Origin of the sequence: Methanothermobacter sp. EMTCatA1 (assembly GCF_002356395.1) — an archaeon.
GTDB classification, from domain to species: Archaea; Methanobacteriota; Methanobacteria; order Methanobacteriales; family Methanothermobacteraceae; genus Methanothermobacter; species Methanothermobacter thermautotrophicus.
Genome location: NZ_AP018336.1, coordinates 1,041,336 through 1,061,639, shown reverse-complemented (window position 1 = coordinate 1,061,639; position 20,304 = coordinate 1,041,336). Strand labels below are relative to the sequence as shown.

The following is a 20,304-nucleotide window of genomic DNA, read 5'->3' as shown; positions in this document are numbered from 1 at the left end:
CTTCAATGCAGCCTCCGGATTTCCTCCATGAGTTTTACTGTCCCATCACGGTAGACTGGAACGTTCCCTGTTATGTTCCTCCTGATGCAGTACTCAATGTCATCCCTGAATCCAAGCCCTTCCAGCCTTTCAGCTGATCTGGATCTGCGGATGGCGTCATCAACCAGGGATCTGTCCTGAACTGCGAGTACAGAGGCCTCTGCATATTCGTCCATTTCACCATCGATGGCTGCTATTATTTCACCGGCGCAGAGGAAGTCCTCTATGGCAAATCTCCCATTAACACCGGCCATAACCACCTCAACTTCATCTGAAAGTTCCCTTGCAGCCTCAGCCACTGCATCCAGGTTGTTGAGACACCCCACAAGGGCATGTGATTTAACGGATTCAAGGATCCTTGTGCCGTTGCTGGTGGTGAGCACCAGCGCATCTCCACTGTAATTTTTAACTTCAATTGGGGAATTGGCTATGAAGCCGGGGACGGTCTCACCTCCGCGTTCCCCCGCGACCGGGTAGCCCTTCCTTGAGTACTTAACGGCCTCTTCGATGTCAGCAACAGGGATCACCTCCCTGAACTGGTCAAGGGCTGCTGTGATGGTTGCACTCGCCCTGAGGAGATCCACCATTATGCACAGTCCACTGCCTTCCTGTCTTTCAAAGCTTAGCCTTATCCTCATTGCTACACCTTCAGTTCATCAGCACACCTTATATAATAATTTATAGAGAAATTTATTGATGAGATATATAGGCTTGTGGGTGAATTCATGAGGATCGTCACAACACCCATGTGTGAGGGGATACTGAGGATTGCTGGTGTCAGGGGGTACAGGGTTAGCAGGACCCCTGAGGACGAGGATGCAGATATTGCCTTTGTACTCTCTGAGACACCCGTGGAGGGGGCCATTAAACTCAGACTCAACACATTCCCCCAGATAAGGGAGGCAGTGGACCTTGTCTTTAAAACCATCCATGCAATGGACCCTGAAAGCCTCAAGTATTCCTCAACCGATGAGATTGACTTTGAGGTCTGCTCTCCCTGGTGGCATGACCCCTCACGGCTCAGGGAGAGGAACAGCAAAATAAAAGTAAGGGTTTATTCAAATTTTTTAAGGGAGATCGTGGAGGACATGGGCTTCAGTGTGGTGGAGGGGGCTGCTGACTTCACAGTATGTCCCGACTACATGGAACTTGACTGTATAAGGGTGCCCTCACACAGGAACCTCCCCCTGGACCCTGTTAAGAGGGCTCTATTCAGGTACAGGTATCTGGAGAGGAAACTATGTATGAAACCTTAACGTATCAGGGCGGTGTGCACCGCCATGAGGAGATGAAGGAACTTATTGAGGACCTGGGGGGCTTTGTGCTCCAGGAGAACATGCTTCAGATGGACCTGATACTCACCCTGGCGGTCCCGATAGAGGATGTGGATAAGGTCAGGGAGAAGGCCAGGGAGCTCCTGGGGAAGATCAAGGTGGCCCCCATGGCCGGTACCGAGATAGCCATTGTCTCTCCGACCCTGGCAAGGCACCACCTACCCCACTCTGCATGTGACATATCAGAGTACCTCAGGAGGTACGGTGCCAAGGATAACATGATAGGACTCGCCCGTGGCGCGGGTAAGGGCATCTCAAGAATATCTGAGGATGAGAAGAGGCTCATAGAGGAGCATGACCTCGCAGTTTTCGCCCTGGGGAGCTTTGAGCAGTGCATAAAGGACAAGGTCCACCTCTTCAGTGACATAAAGATCCCGGTGGTTGTAACCGGCTCCCCCGAGGAGATTGACCTCAGGGATCTTCCAGGTGCAGACGCCTACGTTGGAGGACTGGGAAGAATACCCAGGAGGTTGAAGAGGGGAGAGGATATAAGGGCCCTCAGGAAGCTTGTGGAGGTTGTTGAGGGACTCCTTGATCAGAGAAGGCGCGATATGGCTGCTGATCCCCCTCTGGTCCCATCCATACTTGTGAAGAGCGAGATAGAAAACCAGGTGCCTGCCATAGAGGAGGTGTACTCACCCACACCTGTCACCAGTCAGCTTGATGGTGTCCGTGTCAAACTCAACTATGACCGCCACCATGAGGAGATAGCCGAGGTGAGGGTATCTGATTACCGCCTGGGTGATATCTCCGAGATCAGGAAGTCCATGATGTATGACTACATCCTTGTGAAGCTCCTCCCTGAGAGTTCAATAATTCAGTGATTCAATGAACATAGGGCGCTTCAGCCATGTCAATGGTTCAGTGATTCCATGAAGAGGGAGCTCCAGGTTTCTGTTTTCCTCACCTTCATCACACTTGCCTATTACCTTCTAAACAGCCTTGCTCTGGAATTTCTTGGAGTGGAGTTTATCAGCATCCCCCTGACCATCCTTCTCCCGGCATCAATCCTGTTTGAGAGGGCAAGGCCGAATCCCATTTCCAGGGCCACCTACATATTTTCAATGTTGTGGCTGGTATTTCTGATCTATCTCCTCATGGGCTGGGCCCTGGTTCAGTTTATATGGTTCTTCATGGACCTTCCATGGTTGAGGATCCTGGCAGTATCATTGGCTGCACTCAGTGTCTCATATGGCGTATTCAGGGCCAGAAAAATTGAGGTTAAGTGTCTTGAGATCCCCTTTCCTGTTGAGAGGAGGGTGAGGTTCGTCCAGCTGTCTGACATTCACCTGGGAACGGTACGCTCTGCTGGTTTCCTTAAAGAGGTCTCAGGGGCTGTCAGGAGGGCTGAACCTGCAGCGGTTTTAATAACAGGGGACCTTCTCGACGGGTCAAGGCCCGTGGATTCCAGGGTTCTATCATCCCTTGAAACAGGAGCACCCATATTTTTTGTTTCAGGCAATCATGATATTTATTCAGGTGACTTCAGGTCAACTGTTTCTGATGCAGGCATAAGGTGCATTGATCAGTCCGTGATTGATTTTGAGGGTATACAGATAATAGGTGTTGGTTACTCAATGGAGAGGCATTCACTTCCAGCCATACTTGACATGCTCGATTTTGATGGGGATAGGCCAGCACTGCTTCTCCATCATCTGCCTGTGGACTGGGGGGATGCCAGGGAGCGCGGTATTGACCTTCAGCTCTCTGGCCACACCCACGGTGGACAGTTCTATCCCTTCAACATTATCGTGGGACTTATGTTCCCATTTCTAAGGGGTCTTTATTCTGATTCAGGGAGGTTCCTCTATGTTTCGGAGGGTACAGGTACCTGGGGGCCGCCTGTACGTCTCGGATCATCCTGTGAGGTAACTGTAATTGATCTGGTTCCTGCAACGGCAGATTATAATGATGGGAGAATCTGAGACGCTTTTTTCTGGAGACAAATCATGGGGTTCTCATCTAAGAGTACTTGCACAAAACTATATATACAAGTTTTGAATATATATTCAAAACATGCCTAGACCAAGAAGATTCAGAAGGATTCTGGGAGAACCCCGTGTGGTCACATTTTCTCCGGAAGCCAGTGATGAGGAGCCAGTGGTTGAGATAACCCTCGATGAATTTGAGGCAATAAGGCTGAGGGACTACCATGACATCAAACAGAAAAAGGCCGCTGAGATCATGGGAATATCACAGCCAACATTCCACAGAACCCTGACATCAGCACGGGGTAAGATAGCAGCGGCTCTGGTCGAGGGCAGACCAATAATCTTGAAGGGAGGTGATTATATCACAGACAGAAGAAGATACAAATGCATGGACTGCCAGTTCGAATGGATCTCACCGGAAAAGGAATACAAAAAATGTCCGGACTGCGGTTCAGAGAACATAACTGTTGTATCAGCTGAAACACTACCAAGGGCTGGTAGAGCCGGCTTTGGAAGGGGCTTTGGCGCTGGAAGAGGAGCTCCAAGGGTTTGCAAATGCATTGAATGTGGATACGAGGCACCGAAAACACCAGGCGTGCCCTGCAGAACACAGAGGTGTCCTGAGTGCGGAGCACCAATGTGTGGAGCCGACTGAATGGAGGACCATCAAATGAAAATATGCATTCCAGTAACAGAAGAAAGGGGCATGGATTCAGAGGTCTCAGAACACTTTGGAAAAACGCCCCTATTTGCTTTTTATGATGACGAAATCAATGAACTGGAAATAATAAAGATAGGGGGAAGGCACAGTGGAGGAGGACTAACACCTGCAGAGATCGCTGTAAATTCCGACGCAGATATCCTAATATGCGCAAATATTGGCTCAAAGGCCATTAATCTTCTCAGAACCCATGGAGTTGATGTTCTGATGGGTGCCAGGGGAACAGTGGCTGAAACACTCAACATGCTTAAAAGGGGTGAGCTTACCGGCGCTACAAATCCATGTAAAGGACGGCATTGAGGTATGGTATGAATAATGAGGATGCTCAAAAGCTGGCTATCATGGAACAGGATGTGAGAATTTCGAGGGCAATGTCCACAATAAAACATAAAATCGTTGTCATGAGTGGAAAAGGGGGTGTTGGGAAGTCCACAGTCACAGTAAAACTTGCCGAAGAGTTTACCAGAAATGGTTACCGGGTATGTGTACTGGATGCAGATGTTCATGGACCCGATATCCCGAAGATGATGCGTGTCAGGGAACCAGAGATCACCCTAACAGGAAATCTTATAAACCCCATACCCACCCCGGTGGGTGCAACTGTAATGTCCATAGAGTTTTTCCTCCCATCAGAGGACACACCGGTCATATGGAGGGGACCAAAAAAGACAGGGGCCATCAGACAGCTACTTTCAGATGTTAACTGGGAGGGTATCGACGTTTTAATTGTGGATAACCCCCCTGGAACAGGTGATGAGCCACTAACGGTTCTTCAGTCAATCCCTGCCATTGACGGCGTGATTATAGTTACAACCGCCCAGGAAGTTTCAGTCCATGACGTTGAAAAATGTATCAACATGGTTAATCAGCTGAAGATCCCTATCATGGGAATCATAGAGAACATGTCATATCTCCAGTGTCCGGAATGTGGCAAAAGGATATTTCTATTCGGTAAAGATGGTGGAAAATATCTTGCAAACAAATTTGATCTCCAGTTTCTGGGTGGAATTCCCTTTGAAAAAGGTATATCCGGGGATAAATCATCAGCCAGTTCATACATCAACACCGGGATGGTGAAGATATTCAATAAAGTGGAGAAATACCTCAAAGATGGTGGTGTTAATTAATGAAGATAGCAATAGCGTCCTCTGGACCCGATCTGGGATCAGAGGTCAGTAGATTTTTTGGGAGAGCCCCCTATTTCATGATTGTTGAAATAAAGGATGGTAATATAGAATCCTCTGAAGTCATCGAGAACCCTTCAGCATCAGCTTCAGGGGGAGCAGGTATAAGGACCGCCCAGATAATTGCAAATAGTGGCGTGGAAGCAGTTATAGCTTCTTCACCAGGCCCAAATGCATTTGAGGTTCTGAATGAACTTGGCATAAAAATTTACAGGGCAACAGGTGCATCAGTTGAGGATAATATCAGGCTCTTCACAGAGGGAAATCTTGAGGAGATACGCTCAGCAGGCAGTGGCCGGGGCAGGAGAGGAAGATAGACACTAAATCCACGATGAGCCGGTGTTTCGATGAAGCCCTTAATGGTAGCAATAACAGGGGGAAAGGGAGGAACAGGAAAATCAACCATAGCATGTTCTCTCGCCATCGCCCTTGCCGATAAATTCAGGGTGCTGCTGGTAGACACAGATGTTGAGTGTCCAGATGACCACATCATCCTGTCCGCCCAGAGAAGAAAAACAGATGAGGTAACTCTTCAGATACCATCCTTTGATTTTTCAGCCTGCTCCATGTGCGGTAAATGTTCAGAGGTGTGCAGAAAAAATGCAATCGTATTTGTGGAGGGCAGGCACCCAATTCTTGTCAGGGATAGATGCAGTGGCTGCGGGACCTGCAGTCTTGCATGCAGAAATAATGCAATAAAGGAGGAGGAGATGGTCGCAGGCTTCCTTTATGATGGCAAACTCCCTGAAAATTATGATGAGAAAATTAGAAGAAATTTCAGGTTACTCTCCGGGGAAACAACTGTGAATATAGAATCAAGTGCACGCCTGGTGGATTCACTCATGAAAAATGCGAGGGAGCACCATGATATGGACTTCATAATCATTGACACGGCAGCAGGGGTCCACTGTAATGTTATACATGCCATCATGGGCGCTCACCTTGCCTTTGCTGTGACAGAGCCAACACCCTTTGGGAGTCATGACCTAAAACTGATACTTGAGCTACTTGAGAGGCTTGGCGTAACATCGAACATCATCCTCAACCGTGCAGGCATTGGTAACGCAGACCCGGTACTCGAGGTTTCCAGAGAAACAGGGAGGCCCATTGTGGCTGAAATAGAATATTCTAGGGATGTAATGGAGGCCTATTCAGCGGGTGAACCCCTTAAGGTTCCAGGAATAGCTGCTGTTGTAGAGTTACTTGAGATGCAGAGGTGTTAATGTGAAGGAGGTATGCATCCTCTCAGGAAAGGGTGGGGCTGGAAAGAGCAGCATAGTGGCTTCAATGGCTGTTTTACTCGCTGATAGGTTGGAAATAATCGTTGGAGACTGTGATGTGGACGCACCCAATCTGGCCCTCATCCTGGGATCTTCAGGGGATGTGGAGTGCGAAACCATAAGGGCCTCTGAAAAGGCATTTTTAGTGGCTGAAAGATGTAAATCAAGAAAGAAATGCGTGAGGGTATGCAGATTCAATGCAATAAAATGGAGTGCTAGGAACTCAAAACCTGAAATAAATGAATTTCTCTGTGAAGGATGCGGAGCATGTGAATATATATGCCCTGATAGGGCGATAGACATCAAAGAAGTTGATACAGGAAAGATTTGCTATTTCAGGTCTGATTATGGATTCGGTGTAGTATCCGGTCATCTTAAAATTGGTGAGAGAGGCTCAGGAAAGATTGTGGATTCTCTGAGGGGGAAGGTATCTGAAATTGGAAGAGTGGAGGGCCTGGATCTGGCTCTTCTGGATTCAGCAGCAGGTATTGGCTGCCCTGTGGTATCATCAGTTAAGGGATGCGACCGGGCCATTATAATAACGGAACCTACAAAGGCAGCTATAAATGACTCTAAACGTGCAATAGAGCTTGTAAGGCATTTTGGGATCCCACACTCCATAATAATCAATAAATACGATTTAAATCATGAGATCGCAGCTGATATAGAAGATCTTGCAGATAGGAATGAGATACCAATCATGGGAAGGATACCCTACGATTTGGCATTTACCGATGCTCTGGTTAACGGATTACCCGCAGTAATCTGCAATCCCCACCTTAAAAAGCTATTTAGGGGGATTGTTGAGGAGCTAATGCTAAATATGGGGCTGGATTGACATGAAAGGGAATGATGAAGCACCACTCAAGGAGGGAGAAATCGCTTCCAGGTATTCGGTAATCATCAACATGATTTTAGTGGTTATAAAGGGGTTTACCGGTTATCTATCTGGAAATATAGCTCTGATAGCAGACGCTATACATTCCTTTGCGGATGTCTTCTCATCAGCAGCCGTATTCATTGGCCTTAAGCTCTCACAGAGAAAACCTGATGAACTATTTCCCTATGGATACCATAGAATTGAAACCCTTGTCTCTCTCCTCGTTTCAGTGCTGATCATCATAACGGGTCTTGAGATAACATGGGACTCCATTATCTACATTTCAAATCCAGTTTCAGAGGTTTCCATGGCCACGGCAAGCCTTGCAGTGAGTTTGATATCAATTGGAGTCTCCTATGCCATTGCATTTTATAAGGTGAGGGTCGGGAGGAGAATCGGTTCAACAGCCCTCCTGAACGATGGAAAGCATAGCTACGTGGATGTCATATCCTCTGCAATCGTCTTCATCGGGATCCTGGGGGAGTACATGGGTCTTCATGGTTTCCAGGGTATCGCTGGAGTAATTATATCCATGGTGATAATTTATATCGGTATCCGGCTTGCAAAATATGACGTCCTAACCCTCCTTGATGCATGTATTGACACGGATTCAATGGAAATCATAAAAAAGACAGTCTTATCGGTCCCGCGTGTTGAGGGGGTTCATGAGATTAGAATAAGAAGATCTGGACCCTACCTCTTTGGTGAACTCCATATTGAACTTGAAAGGGGGCTGCCGGTAGATGAAATAGAGAGAATCATTTCTCAGATAAACTCTAAGGTTAAGGAGACAGTCCCATCCATTGACCACCTTACGGTCCAGCCCGAAACAGTTAAAAAGGAGGAAGTTGTGGTTGCGGTGCCACTCGCAGATGATCAGGGAATGAACTCCACAATCAGCACCCACTTTGGAAGGGCGAACTTCTTCCTTATTGCAAGAACCCGGAAGGGCGAGATACTTGATTACAGGATAATTGAAAATCCAGGGAAATCCCTTAAAACAAAGAGGGGGATTCGAGCTGCTGAACTTCTGAAGAGCAGAGATATTGATGTTCTGGTGATTGAAAAACTATCAGATGGTCCAAAACTTCTTTTTTCAGATTATCTCCTTGGAACAGTACCTCCTGAAGGAGCATCCCTTGAGGAGGTCATTAGAAAGGCATCCCTAAAATTTTCAGAGTGATGCTCTGGAGGGGTCACCCTATCACAGCTTTCCCTGGAGCATCCAGGTAACGGTTCTTATATGCTCCTGCTGCTGACGGACCTCCTCAGTTATTGATTTTAAAAGCCTGGACGTCATGGGAACCGGCACACTCCGGAATACATAGGATTCCAGGAGTAAATTGAATGCTCTCTCCTCTGCCACACTATCAAATCGCCTTTCATCTGACCTCATGAAGACCGGGTTTTCATCCTCAGGGAGTTTTCTGACCTCCTCACCGAGTTCAGTGCCTGGGAGTGGCTCGGCAATGCTCACGAAGTAGTCATCGAGCATGAGTTCATCTGCAAGTTCAATGGTTTTCCTGTAATCCTCCTCGTCCTCACCGGGATAACCAACGATGAAGGACCCTGCAACCCTTAGATTGTACTCCCTTGCAAGTTCAACAGCCTCAACAACCTGATCAGGGGTTATGCCCTTTTTCATCTTCCTGAGCATCCTCCTGCTCCCTGATTCTATACCATAGAAGACCCATCCATTCGTGTACTCTGATATTGCCTCAAGAATCTTCGGGTTAACCATATCGACCCTTATATCGGGCACGGTGAGGTTTCGCCTGCCTGTGACCTCACTTATGCGCCTCAGGAGATCCCTGAAGGCGTCCTCATCAATACCCCTGAATTTGCTGCTGCCGTAGAGGGTGCCTGTACCTCCACTTATGGCGAACCTCCTGGCACCAGATGCCTTCAGTTCCCGGACCTCCCTGATTATGTCCTCAAGGGGCCTGCTCCTCACCTTTCTGCCAAAGAATTCAGGGACCTGACAGAAGGTGCAGTTACCTGGACAGCCCCTGTGGGTTTCAATGTAGACACTGGCACCCCGTATATCCTCCCGGGAGATGTCACCCGGAACAAGTGGGAGGGGCCTCTCCATGGGGCAGGGTGATGATTCAATGACCACAATTCCCTCAGGTGATCTGAAGGCTGCACCGGGGACATCCTCTGGTTTACAATTTCCAGCTGCAAGTTCCATCACAGCACCGACCTTGTCCTCACCCTCACCCATCACCACGAGGTCCACATCGAGGTACCTGAATACCATTTCAGGGTCTATGCTGACAGGGCCACCCACCACCCTGAAGCCGCCCATATTATTAATAATATCCCTGTACCTCAGGAGGTGGATGGTGGACTGAAGGCTTATGAATACGATCCCTGAGTTAACACCATCAAATCCCTTCCTGATTTCAACCCTGTGTCCAAGGTCCCTCAGGGCCCCTGCGATGAGCATTGAACCGTAATTGTAGTGCTCAGGTGTTACAACAGTTACATGACTCATTCAGAAGCACCAAAGAAATTTATTGCCTGTATGAGTTCATAGAAGGCTTCCATCTCCCTCTCGATCACGTCATACTCTGAGAGGGTGCCGCTCATCTCCCCATCAACGGTCAACCTGTCAGGACCCCTCACAACGATCCGGTCGACACCGTCACGGCTGAGAACCTCCCTGGCCTGCATGTCATGCACAAAGGCCCTTCCAGGGATTATGACTGTTTCCCTCAGATCACCGGGATCCACCTCCTCAAGGTCCCTGAGGGTTATGAGGCAGGCTATGTCCTTATTGACACCGACGACGTTCACAAGGTCAGCGGCACCCAGGTTGTGTATTATCTTCCTTATGTAGGGCGCTGAAATGGATCCGGTGATTATGGTGGCCTCGCCCTGAATCTCAGGGAGGATTTCAAGGTATTCCCTGCTTGAATCAGCTGCAAGGACAAATGGCGTGCCGTTCTGGGGGTCACAGACAGGGGTTCCGGTCACACGGAGATTGAATTCCCGGTCAATTGCCCTCACAAGTTCTTCAAATTCAGAAACAGTGTGGGGCTCCACGCCCTCAATGATGGGCTCATTTCCAAGTATGAGTCCCTGGTGTTCATAGTTGGCGAATCTCATCATGATGAAACCGGTGGCACCCCACTCCTCGAGTCTCGCGCATGTTTCAAGGAGGTCATCGCCATCGTTTACCCCTGGTATTATCACCGATGCTGCATGGACCTCACAGGATTCACAGAATATCCTGAGGGCCTCGATGGCCCTGGAGGCGTTTTTATCCCGCATCCACTCACGCCTCAGATCAGGGTTTGCTGAGAACACGGTGAAGGTGACCTCGTCAACACCATTTTCAATGAGCCTTGAGGCGATTCCGGGGTCATCGATACCCTTTCCACTGGTGTATCCGAGGTGAATGGGGATTCCGAATTCACCCAGACCTCCTGTGAGTTCTTCAAGATGGGGGTAGCAGCTCACATCGCCTCCGCCGCTGATGTTTATCTTCAGGTCCTTATCCTGAAAATTTCCCATCATGAGTGTTGTCTGCACGTTGCCCATGACAAGGAATGGGGGTAGAAATTCATTACCAATCTCTGCAACACCCTTTCCACAGGTTTCACATCCAACCCTACCTGGTGAACAGTTTTTACACCCAAATGCTTCAAATTCACCAACTTTACGGAAGTAGCAGTACCTGCAGAATCCCCTGCAGTCCTTTCCAGGTATACCACCTAAATCAGCTATTATCTGCATGTCACTCTCTCTGTGCAGCTCTCTAAATATAATTTATTACCAGCTCCGGACCCATGGTGCGGTGGCTCTGAGTGACCAGGGGATGATTATTATTACTCCCGCCTGATGATACCCTGCTCTGTGATGATCACAAAAATCAACGCTACCATATAAAAAATCCAGAAAACCCTAAAAAAAGGTGTTTTTACATATAAATCTTTCGACTTGATTCAGAAAGAAATCTTAATTAATTATAATCAAGTTAAATATGCATCGTATACTAAGACGGGTGTTTTAACACCCTCCAAGGGCCTTCTTGCCTTTTCTAAAAAGGGGGGTCTTGGATGTCTAGTATACGGAACTGATTGTTAGGAGGGAAAAAATGGCGAAGTTTGAGGATAAGGTCGACTTGTACGACGACAGAGGCAACCTCGTCGAAGAACAGGTGCCATTAGAAGCTCTGAGCCCACTTAGAAACCCCGCCATTAAAAGCATTGTGCAGGGGATTAAGAGGACAGTGGCTGTGAACCTTGAAGGTATAGAAAACGCCCTGAAGACAGCTAAGGTCGGCGGACCTGCCTGTAAGATAATGGGCCGTGAACTCGACCTCGACATAGTCGGGAACGCCGAGTCAATAGCAGCCGCTGCAAAGGAAATGATACAGGTGACCGAGGACGACGACACAAAGGTCGAGCTCCTCGGTGGAGGTAAAAGGGCACTCGTACAGGTCCCAAGTGCGAGGTCCGATGTTGCAGCAGAATACTCTGCAGCACCACTCGTAACCGCCACAGCATTTGTCCAGGCCATAATCAACGAATTTGATGTTAGCATGTACGATGCTAACATGGTTAAAGCAGCCGTTCTGGGAAGATACCCACAGTCTGTGGAGTACATGGGGGCAAACATAGCAACAATGCTGGACATTCCACAGAAACTGGAAGGCCCAGGATACGCACTGAGGAACATCATGGTGAACCATGTTGTTGCAGCAACACTCAAAAACACACTCCAGGCAGCAGCACTATCAACCATACTCGAACAGACAGCAATGTTTGAGATGGGTGACGCTGTAGGAGCATTTGAGAGGATGCACCTCCTTGGACTTGCATACCAGGGAATGAACGCAGACAACCTGGTCTTTGACCTTGTTAAGGCCAACGGTAAGGAAGGTACCGTGGGTTCAGTCATAGCAGACCTGGTCGAAAGGGCCCTGGAAGATGGTGTCATAAAGGTTGAGAAGGAACTCACAGACTACAAGGTCTACGGCACAGACGACCTTGCAATGTGGAACGCCTATGCAGCAGCAGGACTCATGGCAGCCACAATGGTTAACCAGGGTGCAGCAAGGGCAGCACAGGGTGTATCATCAACCCTGCTCTACTACAACGACCTCATAGAATTCGAAACAGGACTACCAAGCGTGGACTTCGGTAAAGTGGAAGGTACCGCTGTAGGATTTTCATTCTTCAGCCACTCCATCTACGGTGGAGGTGGACCAGGTATCTTCAACGGAAACCACATCGTTACAAGGCACAGTAAAGGATTCGCCATACCATGTGTGGCAGCTGCAATGGCACTGGATGCAGGAACCCAGATGTTCTCCCCAGAAGCAACCTCTGGACTCATAAAAGAAGTATTCAGCCAGGTTGACGAGTTCCGAGAACCACTCAAATATGTTGTGGAGGCAGCAGCTGAGATTAAAAACGAAATTTAAATAATCTCTCAGAACTGGGGGCAAAAAACCAATGGACGTTCAGATATTTCCACACCGGCTACTAGGGGCTGACACCACCGAGAAACTCCTTAACCGCCTTGAGGACATCAGCGGCGTTAAGAGAATGGTGATACATGGACAGCGCCTGCCACCAGAGGACCACCCTGACAGACGCATAATCAGCGTTAAAGGTCAGGAATTCGAGCTTCAGGTGAAAACAGGCCGAGTACTCCTTGAGATAGAGGACGAGGATACAATAACTGACATCAAAAGGGTCTGTGAGGATCTCCTGCCCTTTGGATACGATGTTACTCCTGGAAAATATATAAGGACGCAGAAGACAGTGACGGATGAGATAAAGTATGGTGAGGACCTTGATAAGGTGCCGGAGGAACTCATAGGTCTTACAGACCAGAACGCCCGGCTCAGTGAAAGGGCCACCATAATAAAAAGGAAAAAGGAGCATTAGATGATCGGAAAGTGCACTCACGTTGTTGACTGTAGAGAAACAATGGGAATGGGTGAGGGAGGAGGAATAGCCCAGAGGGGTACCTTCGCCCAGTGTGGAAGTGAAGTCCTTGCGGTGGCAATGTCACCTGGCAGACGCCACATCACAAAGCCTGTCTGCGAGATAACATTCGCCCTCAGGGAAGCCAACATAATGACCAGTACCATAGTCCTGAATGCAGGTGCGGGAGTCCCGCAGGACGCTCCAAGCGCCGGAGCAGGAAGTCTCTTTGGTCTGACACCCGCAGAAGTCGAGCAGATGAAGAGGCACAAACTCCTGGTCGTACACCTTGGAGGAGTAAAGAACCACATCACCTACAAGGCGCGCCTCATACTCAGGAACGTCGACAGACCATGCATAATCATCTGCGAATACCCGGTGGACTTCGAGGACTTTGCAAAGATAGGTGTAAGGACAAGGGCCGTCATGCCAGATGAACCAAAAACAAAGGGCACCATTGTTGACATTGTGAGTGGAGTCATAAGAGGAGAAACCTGTCCCCAGGAAAAACTGGATGAGATTATAAGGAAGGTTAAGTTAGCATTAGGAGGTGCATGATATGGCACAATACTATCCCGGAACAAGTAAGGTTGCTCAGAACAGAAGGAATTTCTGTAACCCTGAATACGAACTCGAAAAGCTGAGAGAAATCTCAGATGAGGATGTAGTAAAGATTCTGGGTCACAGGGCCCCAGGGGAAGAATATCCAAGTGTTCACCCACCACTGGAAGAGATGGATGAACCAGAGGACGCAATAAGGGAAATGGTTGAACCAATAGACGGTGCAAAGGCCGGTGACAGGGTCCGATACATACAGTTCACAGACTCAATGTACTTTGCTCCAGCACAGCCATACGTACGATCAAGGGCATACCTCTGCAGGTACAGGGGTGCAGACGCAGGTACGCTCTCAGGACGTCAGATCATAGAGACCAGGGAGAGGGACCTTGAGAAGGTATCCAAGGAACTTCTTGAAACAGAGTTCTTTGACCCTGCAAGATCAGGTGTCAGGGGTAAATCCGTCCACGGACACTCACTCCGTCTCGACGAAGACGGTATGATGTTCGACATGCTGAGAAGACAGATCTACAACAAGGACACCGGCAGAGTCGAAATGGTCAAGAACCAGATCGGTGACGAACTCGACGAACCCGTGGACCTTGGTGAACCACTGGATGAGGAAACCCTCATGAACAAAACAACCATCTACCGTGTGGATGGTGAAGCCTACCGTGATGATACAGACGCCGTGGAGATCATGCAGAGGATCCACGTTTTAAGATCACAAGGAGGGTACAACCCAGAATAATCCGGGGGAGGTGTAGATTATGGCTGACAAATTGTTCATAAATGCTTTAAAGAAAAAATTTGAAGAATCCCCTGAAGAGAAGAAAACCACATTTTACACACTTGGTGGCTGGAAACAGTCCGAGCGAAAAACCGAGTTTGTGAACGCTGGTAAAGAAGTGGCAGCAAAGAGGGGCATACCCCAGTACAACCCTGACATAGGTACTCCGCTGGGTCAGAGGGTACTCATGCCCTACCAGGTCTCAACAACAGACACCTTCGTTGAAGGTGACGACCTCCACTTCGTAAACAACGCTGCCATGCAGCAGATGTGGGACGACATAAGGAGAACCGTTATAGTCGGTTTAAACCATGCCCACGCCGTTATAGAAAAGAGGCTGGGTAAAGAGGTCACCCCAGAGACCATAACCCACTACCTGGAAACAGTGAACCACGCAATGCCAGGTGCAGCTGTCGTCCAGGAGCACATGGTGGAGACCCACCCTGCACTCGTGGCAGACAGTTACGTCAAGGTCTTCACAGGTAACGATGAAATTGCAGATGAAATTGACGCTGCATTCGTCATAGACATCAACAAACAGTTCCCTGAAGACCAGGCAGAGACCCTCAAGGCAGAGGTTGGAGACGGAATCTGGCAGGTTGTCAGGATCCCAACCATAGTCTCAAGGACCTGTGACGGTGCAACAACCTCACGATGGTCCGCCATGCAGATAGGTATGTCCATGATCTCAGCCTACAAACAGGCAGCAGGTGAAGCCGCAACAGGGGACTTCGCATACGCTGCAAAACACGCTGAAGTTATACACATGGGTACATACCTGCCTGTGAGACGTGCAAGGGGTGAAAACGAGCCAGGTGGTGTGCCATTCGGTTACCTTGCCGATATCTGTCAGAGCTCAAGGGTCAACTATGAGGACCCTGTCCGGGTGTCACTGGACGTTGTGGCAACCGGTGCAATGCTCTACGACCAGATCTGGCTCGGCTCATACATGTCAGGTGGTGTAGGATTCACCCAGTACGCAACAGCAGCCTACACAGACAACATCCTCGACGACTTCACCTACTTCGGTAAGGAGTACGTGGAGGACAAATATGGACTCTGTGAGGCACCAAACACCATGGACACAGTCCTGGACGTTGCAACTGAGGTCACATTCTACGGACTTGAACAGTACGAGGAATACCCTGCACTCCTCGAAGACCAGTTTGGTGGATCCCAGAGGGCCGCAGTCGTTGCAGCCGCAGCTGGATGTTCCACAGCCTTCGCAACAGGAAACGCCCAGACAGGTCTCAGCGGATGGTACCTCTCAATGTACCTGCACAAGGAGCAGCACTCCAGGCTCGGATTCTACGGTTACGACCTCCAGGACCAGTGTGGTGCATCCAACGTCTTCTCAATAAGGGGCGACGAGGGACTGCCACTGGAGCTTCGTGGACCTAACTATCCAAACTACGCCATGAACGTGGGTCACCAGGGTGAATACGCAGGTATATCACAGGCACCACACGCTGCCCGTGGAGACGCCTTCGTGTTCAACCCACTGGTGAAAATAGCATTTGCAGACGACAACCTCGTCTTCGACTTCACCAACGTACGTGGCGAGTTCGCCAAAGGTGCTCTGCGAGAGTTCGAACCAGCCGGTGAAAGAGCACTCATAACACCTGCAAAATAGATTAACGAAGGTGCATTGCACAAACTTTTTAAGTGTAATGCACCTAATTTTTTTTATTCAAAAAAATAAAAGGAGGAAGAAATATGGACCCTATGATAACAGGTTTAGGTGTTGTAGCTCTCATGGGTGCAGCTGCAACCATAGCAGGAGCCGCAGAGGACTTAGAGTCTGACGTAGGATCCCAGAGTAACCCCAACTCACAGGTTCAGCTGGCACCACAGATGGGACACCTGCACCGTATAATCAACAAGGCCGTTTCAGGGGAACCCGTTGCCTACGGGACCTGGTGCGGAATTGCTGGTTCAGTTGCATATGTGCTGATGCAGTCAATGCAGCTGCCTGTGATAATGGCAATTGCAGTTGGCGCTGTAATCGCCGCAATGGTACACACAACCTACGCTGTAACATCCCACATGGGACGAATTGTTAGCCAGTCCCAGTTCAACCAGCCACTCTTCATGGACATGCTGGTTCAGCACTTAGGCCCAATTGCAGGGCATGGATTTATTGTGACATTCTGTATTGTAGGATTATCATACCTCATGACACTACCAATCCCTGGCTTTGCACACCCATTCCCGCTGCCAATTCTGGCAGTGCTCTGGGGTATAACAATAGGTGCAATTGGTTCATCAACAGGGGACGTCCACTACGGTGCTGAAAGGGAGTACCAGCAGTACCCCTTCGGTGGAGGTATCCCGGTTGCGATTCACGGTGACATAACAACAAAGGCAGAGCTGGGAGCAAGGAACTCAATGGACGTTGTTCACTTCTGTGCAAAGTACGGCGGACCCTTAACAGGATTCGCATTCGGTGCAATCGTATTCCTCAGCTTCTGGAACACAATAGTCTTCGGTATAACCGGCGGAATAATATCCGGCCTGATAATAGTCTTGTTACTGATAATCCTCAACAACAGACTTGAAGTCTTTGCAAGAAACAGATATGGACCATACAAGGAGGATGAATAGATGGATCCATTACTACTGATAGGAGCTATAACCGCTGGAGGAGTACTCATAGGTGGAGGTGTTCACTTCGTACCTGTGGGTGGTGCGCCAGCAGCTATGGCAACAGCCACAGGTGTGGGTACCGGTACAGCAATGCTTGCTGCAGGTGCAGGTTTAACAGGACTCATAACAGCTGCAGCCATGACCGGACAGTCCCCACTCATGATAATGGCTGCTGGAGCCGTTGGTTCAATGCTCATGATAGGTATCACCATGCTTGTGGGTAACCTCATCTACGTATATGGTGTGGGTACAGTTCCTGTATCTGCAAAGGTGGCTGTGGACCCCCTAACAGGCATGGAACAGGAAAAATACGTCACACCAGGTACCGAGGGTCATGGTCTACCAACTGTCTGTTTTGTCAGCGGTATAATCGGGGGAGCCCTCGGTGGAATAGGTGGTGGGCTCATATACTGGGCACTCAACGAAGCCCTTAAGACACTTTCATATGGTGCAATTGGTGCTGCAGGTGTTGCAGCAATCTTCGCCGTCGGCATATTCTTCATAAACGCGGTTATTGCATCATATAACATTGGAGGTACCATAGAAGGTTTCCACGATCCTAAATTCAAGAGGATCGGAAGGGGAATAGTGGCATGTCTCATAGCCTCCATTGTTGCAGGCGCCCTTTCAACATTACTCGTATATGGAGGTGTCTTCTAATGTCAGTAGCAGCAGGAGGACCGGCCGGTGCAGCCATACCTGAAAGCAGGCTCATGGCACTCGGAATAATCGGTGGACTGGCAGGTATATACGCATCAGCAGTTAACCCGGTCATAGGCCCCGTTCTCGCATCCCTTGGAGCTGTCTGCGCAATCGTATGGGGTGCAGACGCCATAAGGAGGGTTGCAAGTTACGGTCTGGGTACCGGTGTCCCTTCAATAGGTTACATGTCAGTTTCAATAGGTATAGTCGGTGTTGTCGCCGGACTCGCATCAGTGTTCACGGTACCCGCCCTGGCAGTACCAGTCGTAGGACTCATACTTGCCATGATACTGGGTGTCGTTGTGGCCGTACTCGGTAAGAAGATAGTTAAGATGAAAATCCCGATCCTTGAGAAATGCACAGCTGAGATTTCAGGGGCAGCAGCTCTCTCAGTACTTGGATTTTCAGCGGCCATTGCAGGCAGCTACACCATGCAGGCGGTTCTAACATCAGTCATAACAACAGGATTCATAGGTCTGCTCTTCATACTCAACACAATGGCAATCCAGCACCCATTCAACGCCTGTCTGGGACCAAACGAGAACCAGACAAGGACACTCAAGCTGGCAGCATCAACAGGATTCATATCAATGGCCATCGCTGGCCTCCTTGGAATAGGACTGAACCCTGGCTGGTGGCTGGTCGCACTGGTGGGTGCACTCTGCTGGGTCGTGGCCTTCAAGTCATTCGTGAGCGCATCCTTCGAGGAAGCTGCATCCGTGAAATGGTCAGGTCTCTGGCCTAAGGAGGAAGAGCAGTAGGAGGCTTTAAAAATGGAAATGTTACCACTTGTTAAGATCGCTCCGGAATACAACCTGACCCTTGATCCTTCCACCGGTATGATAGGGGCTGCTCTCGGAAGGGAAGTTATAATATTATCCATGGATGAGATAAACGAACAGATAGCAGAATTAGAGGCTACAGCAGATGATCTGATTAACTCACTGGACCCAACAACCACCCCAATGGATTCCTATCCTGGAAGGGAGGGAGTGTACCTCACAGCAGGTAAACTCACCAACATGGTTTACGGGTTCATTCTTGGTCTGATCATCCTGTTTGCCCTGCTCTTATAGGAGGTGTTATGAGTGGTTGAAAAGAAATCACCTGCTGAAGGATGGCCTGTGGTCAACGGGGACTACATCGTGGGTGACCCCGAAAGTCCTGTGGCTGCCACCACCCTTGCCTCACACATAGAAGACGTACCAGTGGAGGCCGGCGCTGCCATTGCAGGGCCATGCAAGACAGAGAACCTCGGTATCGAAAAGATGATCGCCAACCTCATATCAAACCCCAACATCAGGTTCCTCATACTCTGCGGTTCAGAGGTCCAGGGACACATCACAGGACAGAGTATTGAGGCCCTCCACCAGAACGGTGTGGACCCTGATAAGAGGAACATCATCGGTGCAACAGGTGCCATTCCCTACATAGAGAACATACCCGATGAGGGTATTGAGAGGTTCCAGAAACAGCTGGAAATCGTCAACCTCATAGACGTTGAGGACGCCGACGCCATCAAAGCCAAGGTCAAAGAGTGCATCGAAAAGGACCCCGGTGCATTTGAAGAAGAGGCAATGGTCATAAAGGTTGAAGAAGGCGGAGAAGAAGAGGAAGGCGAAGAAGTCAAACCTGTGGCACCAGAAACAGCACTCATAGAGGCCAGGATGAGGAACATCCAGACACAGGTTAAAATGATAGGTTCCACCAACAGAATGTTCGCAGGTATGTACTCAGGTAAGGTTCAGGGTATAATGATAGGTCTTGCATTCACCCTGACACTGGGCATACTGCTACTGGTCTAGGGAGGCTTCCAGATGATTATACTATCCAACAAACCGAATATACGTGGCATTAAGCGTGTTGTAGAGGACATAAAATACCGGAACCAGCTCATCGGTAGAGATGGCAGGTTATTCGCAGGTCTGATAGCCACAAGGATTTCAGGTATAGCCATCGGATTCCTCCTGGCTGTCCTCCTTGTCGGTGTACCTGCAATGATGAGCATATTAGGGGTGATCTGATGTCAGAGGAAGATAAAACCACAATACCCCGCGTACTTGTCTCTGCTGATGAATTCAACAAGGCAAACGAGAGGCTCGATGATATCGAGGAAAAGGTGGAATTCACCGTAGGTGAATATTCACAGAGAATAGGACAGCAGATCGGTAGAGATATAGGTATTTTATATGGTATTGTGATAGGTCTGATTATCCTTGCAGTAACAAACATACTGTTTGCAGGACTGTTAAAAGGACTTTTAAAATCCCTATTCGGACTATAACTTGGAGGTTTAC

At 48.9% G+C, this 20,304-nt stretch carries 25 protein-coding genes; 22 read left to right on the top strand and 3 right to left on the bottom strand.

What is annotated here, in order from left to right; genetic code table 11:
* Positions 1–2: 2 nt before the first annotated feature.
* A complete protein-coding gene (gene comB, locus tca_RS05620; RefSeq protein WP_048175747.1) occupies positions 3–677 on the bottom strand; it encodes a 2-phosphosulfolactate phosphatase in 675 nt (224 codons plus the stop codon).
* 87 nt (positions 678–764) lie between these two features.
* Between comB and tca_RS05615 the strand changes: the two genes are divergently transcribed.
* The 10 genes from tca_RS05615 (at position 765) to tca_RS05570 (ending at position 8,552) form a co-directional block, all read left to right on the top strand.
* On the top strand, positions 765–1,295 hold the full coding sequence (locus tag tca_RS05615; RefSeq protein WP_048175746.1) for a hypothetical protein: 531 nt from the start codon (positions 765–767) through the stop codon (positions 1,293–1,295).
* A complete protein-coding gene (locus tca_RS05610) occupies positions 1,280–2,197 on the top strand; it encodes a methanogenesis marker 7 protein (protein ID WP_048175745.1) in 918 nt (305 codons plus the stop codon). Before tca_RS05615 ends, tca_RS05610 begins: the two co-directional genes overlap by 16 nt.
* Positions 2,198–2,245: 48 nt before the next feature.
* Positions 2,246–3,298 carry a metallophosphoesterase gene (locus tca_RS05605; RefSeq protein ID WP_286708669.1) on the top strand — a complete coding sequence of 351 codons (1,053 nt, stop codon included), beginning with the start codon at positions 2,246–2,248 and terminating at the stop codon, positions 3,296–3,298.
* A gap of 91 nt (positions 3,299–3,389) precedes the next feature.
* Complete coding sequence (locus tag tca_RS05600) at positions 3,390–3,959, top strand: DUF134 domain-containing protein (RefSeq protein WP_048175743.1); 570 nt, start codon at positions 3,390–3,392, stop codon at positions 3,957–3,959.
* A 15-nt stretch (positions 3,960–3,974) separates the two neighbouring features.
* A complete protein-coding gene (locus tag tca_RS05595; protein ID WP_048175742.1) occupies positions 3,975–4,325 on the top strand; it encodes a NifB/NifX family molybdenum-iron cluster-binding protein in 351 nt (116 codons plus the stop codon).
* Positions 4,326–4,366: 41 nt separating this feature from the next.
* Positions 4,367–5,152 (top strand): Mrp/NBP35 family ATP-binding protein, encoded by a 786-nt coding sequence (locus tag tca_RS05590; protein WP_231855271.1) that lies wholly within the window; start codon positions 4,367–4,369, stop codon positions 5,150–5,152.
* Complete coding sequence (locus tca_RS05585) at positions 5,152–5,526, top strand: NifB/NifX family molybdenum-iron cluster-binding protein (RefSeq protein ID WP_048175740.1); 375 nt, start codon at positions 5,152–5,154, stop codon at positions 5,524–5,526. The genes tca_RS05590 and tca_RS05585 overlap by 1 nt, the downstream gene beginning before the upstream one ends.
* A gap of 30 nt (positions 5,527–5,556) precedes the next feature.
* Complete coding sequence (locus tca_RS05580) at positions 5,557–6,432, top strand: 4Fe-4S binding protein (protein WP_048175739.1); 876 nt, start codon at positions 5,557–5,559, stop codon at positions 6,430–6,432.
* Between the two features lies 1 nt (position 6,433).
* Positions 6,434–7,327 carry an ATP-binding protein gene (locus tca_RS05575; RefSeq protein WP_048175738.1) on the top strand — a complete coding sequence of 298 codons (894 nt, stop codon included), beginning with the start codon at positions 6,434–6,436 and terminating at the stop codon, positions 7,325–7,327.
* 1 nt (position 7,328) lies between these two features.
* Complete coding sequence (locus tag tca_RS05570; RefSeq protein ID WP_048175737.1) at positions 7,329–8,552, top strand: cation diffusion facilitator family transporter; 1,224 nt, start codon at positions 7,329–7,331, stop codon at positions 8,550–8,552.
* Positions 8,553–8,573: 21 nt separating this feature from the next.
* Here tca_RS05570 and tca_RS05565 read toward each other — a convergent pair whose 3' ends face one another.
* A complete protein-coding gene (locus tag tca_RS05565; RefSeq protein WP_048175736.1) occupies positions 8,574–9,866 on the bottom strand; it encodes a methyl-coenzyme M reductase glutamine C-methyltransferase in 1,293 nt (430 codons plus the stop codon).
* On the bottom strand, positions 9,863–11,110 hold the full coding sequence (gene mmp10, locus tca_RS05560; RefSeq protein ID WP_048175735.1) for a methyl coenzyme M reductase-arginine methyltransferase Mmp10: 1,248 nt from the start codon (positions 11,108–11,110) through the stop codon (positions 9,863–9,865). The genes tca_RS05565 and mmp10 overlap by 4 nt, the downstream gene beginning before the upstream one ends.
* 361 nt (positions 11,111–11,471) lie before the next feature.
* On the opposite strand from mmp10, the gene mcrB reads away from it, so the two are divergent.
* From mcrB to mtrG, 12 genes are all read left to right on the top strand, one after another.
* Positions 11,472–12,803, top strand: coding sequence for a coenzyme-B sulfoethylthiotransferase subunit beta (mcrB, locus tag tca_RS05555; RefSeq protein WP_286708668.1), 1,332 nt, complete (start codon positions 11,472–11,474; stop codon positions 12,801–12,803).
* Between the two features lie 31 nt (positions 12,804–12,834).
* The gene (gene mcrD, locus tca_RS05550; protein ID WP_048175733.1) at positions 12,835–13,272 is read left to right on the top strand and encodes a methyl-coenzyme M reductase operon protein D; all 438 of its coding nucleotides are present in this window, start codon (positions 12,835–12,837) and stop codon (positions 13,270–13,272) included.
* Positions 13,273–13,869 carry a methyl-coenzyme M reductase I operon protein C gene (mcrC, locus tag tca_RS05545; protein WP_010876790.1) on the top strand — a complete coding sequence of 199 codons (597 nt, stop codon included), beginning with the start codon at positions 13,273–13,275 and terminating at the stop codon, positions 13,867–13,869.
* Between the two features lies 1 nt (position 13,870).
* Positions 13,871–14,620, top strand: coding sequence for a coenzyme-B sulfoethylthiotransferase subunit gamma (gene mcrG, locus tca_RS05540; RefSeq protein ID WP_048175732.1), 750 nt, complete (start codon positions 13,871–13,873; stop codon positions 14,618–14,620).
* 19 nt (positions 14,621–14,639) lie between these two features.
* Positions 14,640–16,292, top strand: coding sequence for a coenzyme-B sulfoethylthiotransferase subunit alpha (gene mcrA / locus tca_RS05535; protein WP_286708667.1), 1,653 nt, complete (start codon positions 14,640–14,642; stop codon positions 16,290–16,292).
* An 83-nt stretch (positions 16,293–16,375) separates the two neighbouring features.
* Entirely contained in the window at positions 16,376–17,263 is an 888-nt protein-coding gene (mtrE, locus tag tca_RS05530) for a tetrahydromethanopterin S-methyltransferase subunit E (RefSeq protein WP_286708666.1), read from the top strand.
* Positions 17,264–17,965, top strand: a complete 702-nt coding sequence (gene mtrD, locus tca_RS05525) for a tetrahydromethanopterin S-methyltransferase subunit D (RefSeq protein ID WP_010876786.1) — start codon at positions 17,264–17,266, stop codon at positions 17,963–17,965.
* Complete coding sequence (gene mtrC / locus tca_RS05520) at positions 17,965–18,768, top strand: tetrahydromethanopterin S-methyltransferase subunit MtrC (RefSeq protein WP_115891954.1); 804 nt, start codon at positions 17,965–17,967, stop codon at positions 18,766–18,768. The genes mtrD and mtrC overlap by 1 nt, the downstream gene beginning before the upstream one ends.
* Before the next feature lie 12 nt (positions 18,769–18,780).
* On the top strand, positions 18,781–19,083 hold the full coding sequence (locus tag tca_RS05515) for a tetrahydromethanopterin S-methyltransferase subunit B (protein WP_115891955.1): 303 nt from the start codon (positions 18,781–18,783) through the stop codon (positions 19,081–19,083).
* Between the two features lie 12 nt (positions 19,084–19,095).
* Positions 19,096–19,812, top strand: a complete 717-nt coding sequence (gene mtrA / locus tca_RS05510; RefSeq protein ID WP_010876783.1) for a tetrahydromethanopterin S-methyltransferase subunit A — start codon at positions 19,096–19,098, stop codon at positions 19,810–19,812.
* A gap of 12 nt (positions 19,813–19,824) precedes the next feature.
* Positions 19,825–20,031 carry a tetrahydromethanopterin S-methyltransferase subunit F gene (mtrF, locus tag tca_RS05505; RefSeq protein ID WP_010876782.1) on the top strand — a complete coding sequence of 69 codons (207 nt, stop codon included), beginning with the start codon at positions 19,825–19,827 and terminating at the stop codon, positions 20,029–20,031.
* Positions 20,031–20,291, top strand: a complete 261-nt coding sequence (gene mtrG / locus tca_RS05500) for a tetrahydromethanopterin S-methyltransferase subunit MtrG (protein ID WP_010876781.1) — start codon at positions 20,031–20,033, stop codon at positions 20,289–20,291. Before mtrF ends, mtrG begins: the two co-directional genes overlap by 1 nt.
* The last annotated feature ends 13 nt before the right edge of the window (positions 20,292–20,304 follow it).

What these genes read in the sequence shown, in the direction of transcription:
- comB (WP_048175747.1), bottom strand. Translation starts at nt 677, where the DNA reads ATGAGGATAAGGCTAAGCTTTGAAAGACAGGAAGGCAGTGGACTGTGC.
- tca_RS05615 (WP_048175746.1), top strand. Translation starts at nt 765, where the DNA reads ATGAGGATCGTCACAACACCCATGTGTGAGGGGATACTGAGGATTGCT.
- tca_RS05610 (WP_048175745.1), top strand. Translation starts at nt 1,280, where the DNA reads ATGTATGAAACCTTAACGTATCAGGGCGGTGTGCACCGCCATGAGGAG.
- tca_RS05605 (WP_286708669.1), top strand. Translation starts at nt 2,246, where the DNA reads ATGAAGAGGGAGCTCCAGGTTTCTGTTTTCCTCACCTTCATCACACTT.
- tca_RS05600 (WP_048175743.1), top strand. Translation starts at nt 3,390, where the DNA reads ATGCCTAGACCAAGAAGATTCAGAAGGATTCTGGGAGAACCCCGTGTG.
- tca_RS05595 (WP_048175742.1), top strand. Translation starts at nt 3,975, where the DNA reads ATGAAAATATGCATTCCAGTAACAGAAGAAAGGGGCATGGATTCAGAG.
- tca_RS05590 (WP_231855271.1), top strand. Translation starts at nt 4,367, where the DNA reads ATGGAACAGGATGTGAGAATTTCGAGGGCAATGTCCACAATAAAACAT.
- tca_RS05585 (WP_048175740.1), top strand. Translation starts at nt 5,152, where the DNA reads ATGAAGATAGCAATAGCGTCCTCTGGACCCGATCTGGGATCAGAGGTC.
- tca_RS05580 (WP_048175739.1), top strand. Translation starts at nt 5,557, where the DNA reads ATGAAGCCCTTAATGGTAGCAATAACAGGGGGAAAGGGAGGAACAGGA.
- tca_RS05570 (WP_048175737.1), top strand. Translation starts at nt 7,329, where the DNA reads ATGAAAGGGAATGATGAAGCACCACTCAAGGAGGGAGAAATCGCTTCC.
- tca_RS05565 (WP_048175736.1), bottom strand. Translation starts at nt 9,866, where the DNA reads ATGAGTCATGTAACTGTTGTAACACCTGAGCACTACAATTACGGTTCA.
- mmp10 (WP_048175735.1), bottom strand. Translation starts at nt 11,110, where the DNA reads ATGCAGATAATAGCTGATTTAGGTGGTATACCTGGAAAGGACTGCAGG.
- mcrB (WP_286708668.1), top strand. Translation starts at nt 11,472, where the DNA reads ATGGCGAAGTTTGAGGATAAGGTCGACTTGTACGACGACAGAGGCAAC.
- mcrD (WP_048175733.1), top strand. Translation starts at nt 12,835, where the DNA reads ATGGACGTTCAGATATTTCCACACCGGCTACTAGGGGCTGACACCACC.
- mcrC (WP_010876790.1), top strand. Translation starts at nt 13,273, where the DNA reads ATGATCGGAAAGTGCACTCACGTTGTTGACTGTAGAGAAACAATGGGA.
- mcrG (WP_048175732.1), top strand. Translation starts at nt 13,871, where the DNA reads ATGGCACAATACTATCCCGGAACAAGTAAGGTTGCTCAGAACAGAAGG.
- mcrA (WP_286708667.1), top strand. Translation starts at nt 14,640, where the DNA reads ATGGCTGACAAATTGTTCATAAATGCTTTAAAGAAAAAATTTGAAGAA.
- mtrE (WP_286708666.1), top strand. Translation starts at nt 16,376, where the DNA reads ATGGACCCTATGATAACAGGTTTAGGTGTTGTAGCTCTCATGGGTGCA.
- mtrD (WP_010876786.1), top strand. Translation starts at nt 17,264, where the DNA reads ATGGATCCATTACTACTGATAGGAGCTATAACCGCTGGAGGAGTACTC.
- mtrC (WP_115891954.1), top strand. Translation starts at nt 17,965, where the DNA reads ATGTCAGTAGCAGCAGGAGGACCGGCCGGTGCAGCCATACCTGAAAGC.
- tca_RS05515 (WP_115891955.1), top strand. Translation starts at nt 18,781, where the DNA reads ATGGAAATGTTACCACTTGTTAAGATCGCTCCGGAATACAACCTGACC.
- mtrF (WP_010876782.1), top strand. Translation starts at nt 19,825, where the DNA reads ATGATTATACTATCCAACAAACCGAATATACGTGGCATTAAGCGTGTT.
- mtrG (WP_010876781.1), top strand. Translation starts at nt 20,031, where the DNA reads ATGTCAGAGGAAGATAAAACCACAATACCCCGCGTACTTGTCTCTGCT.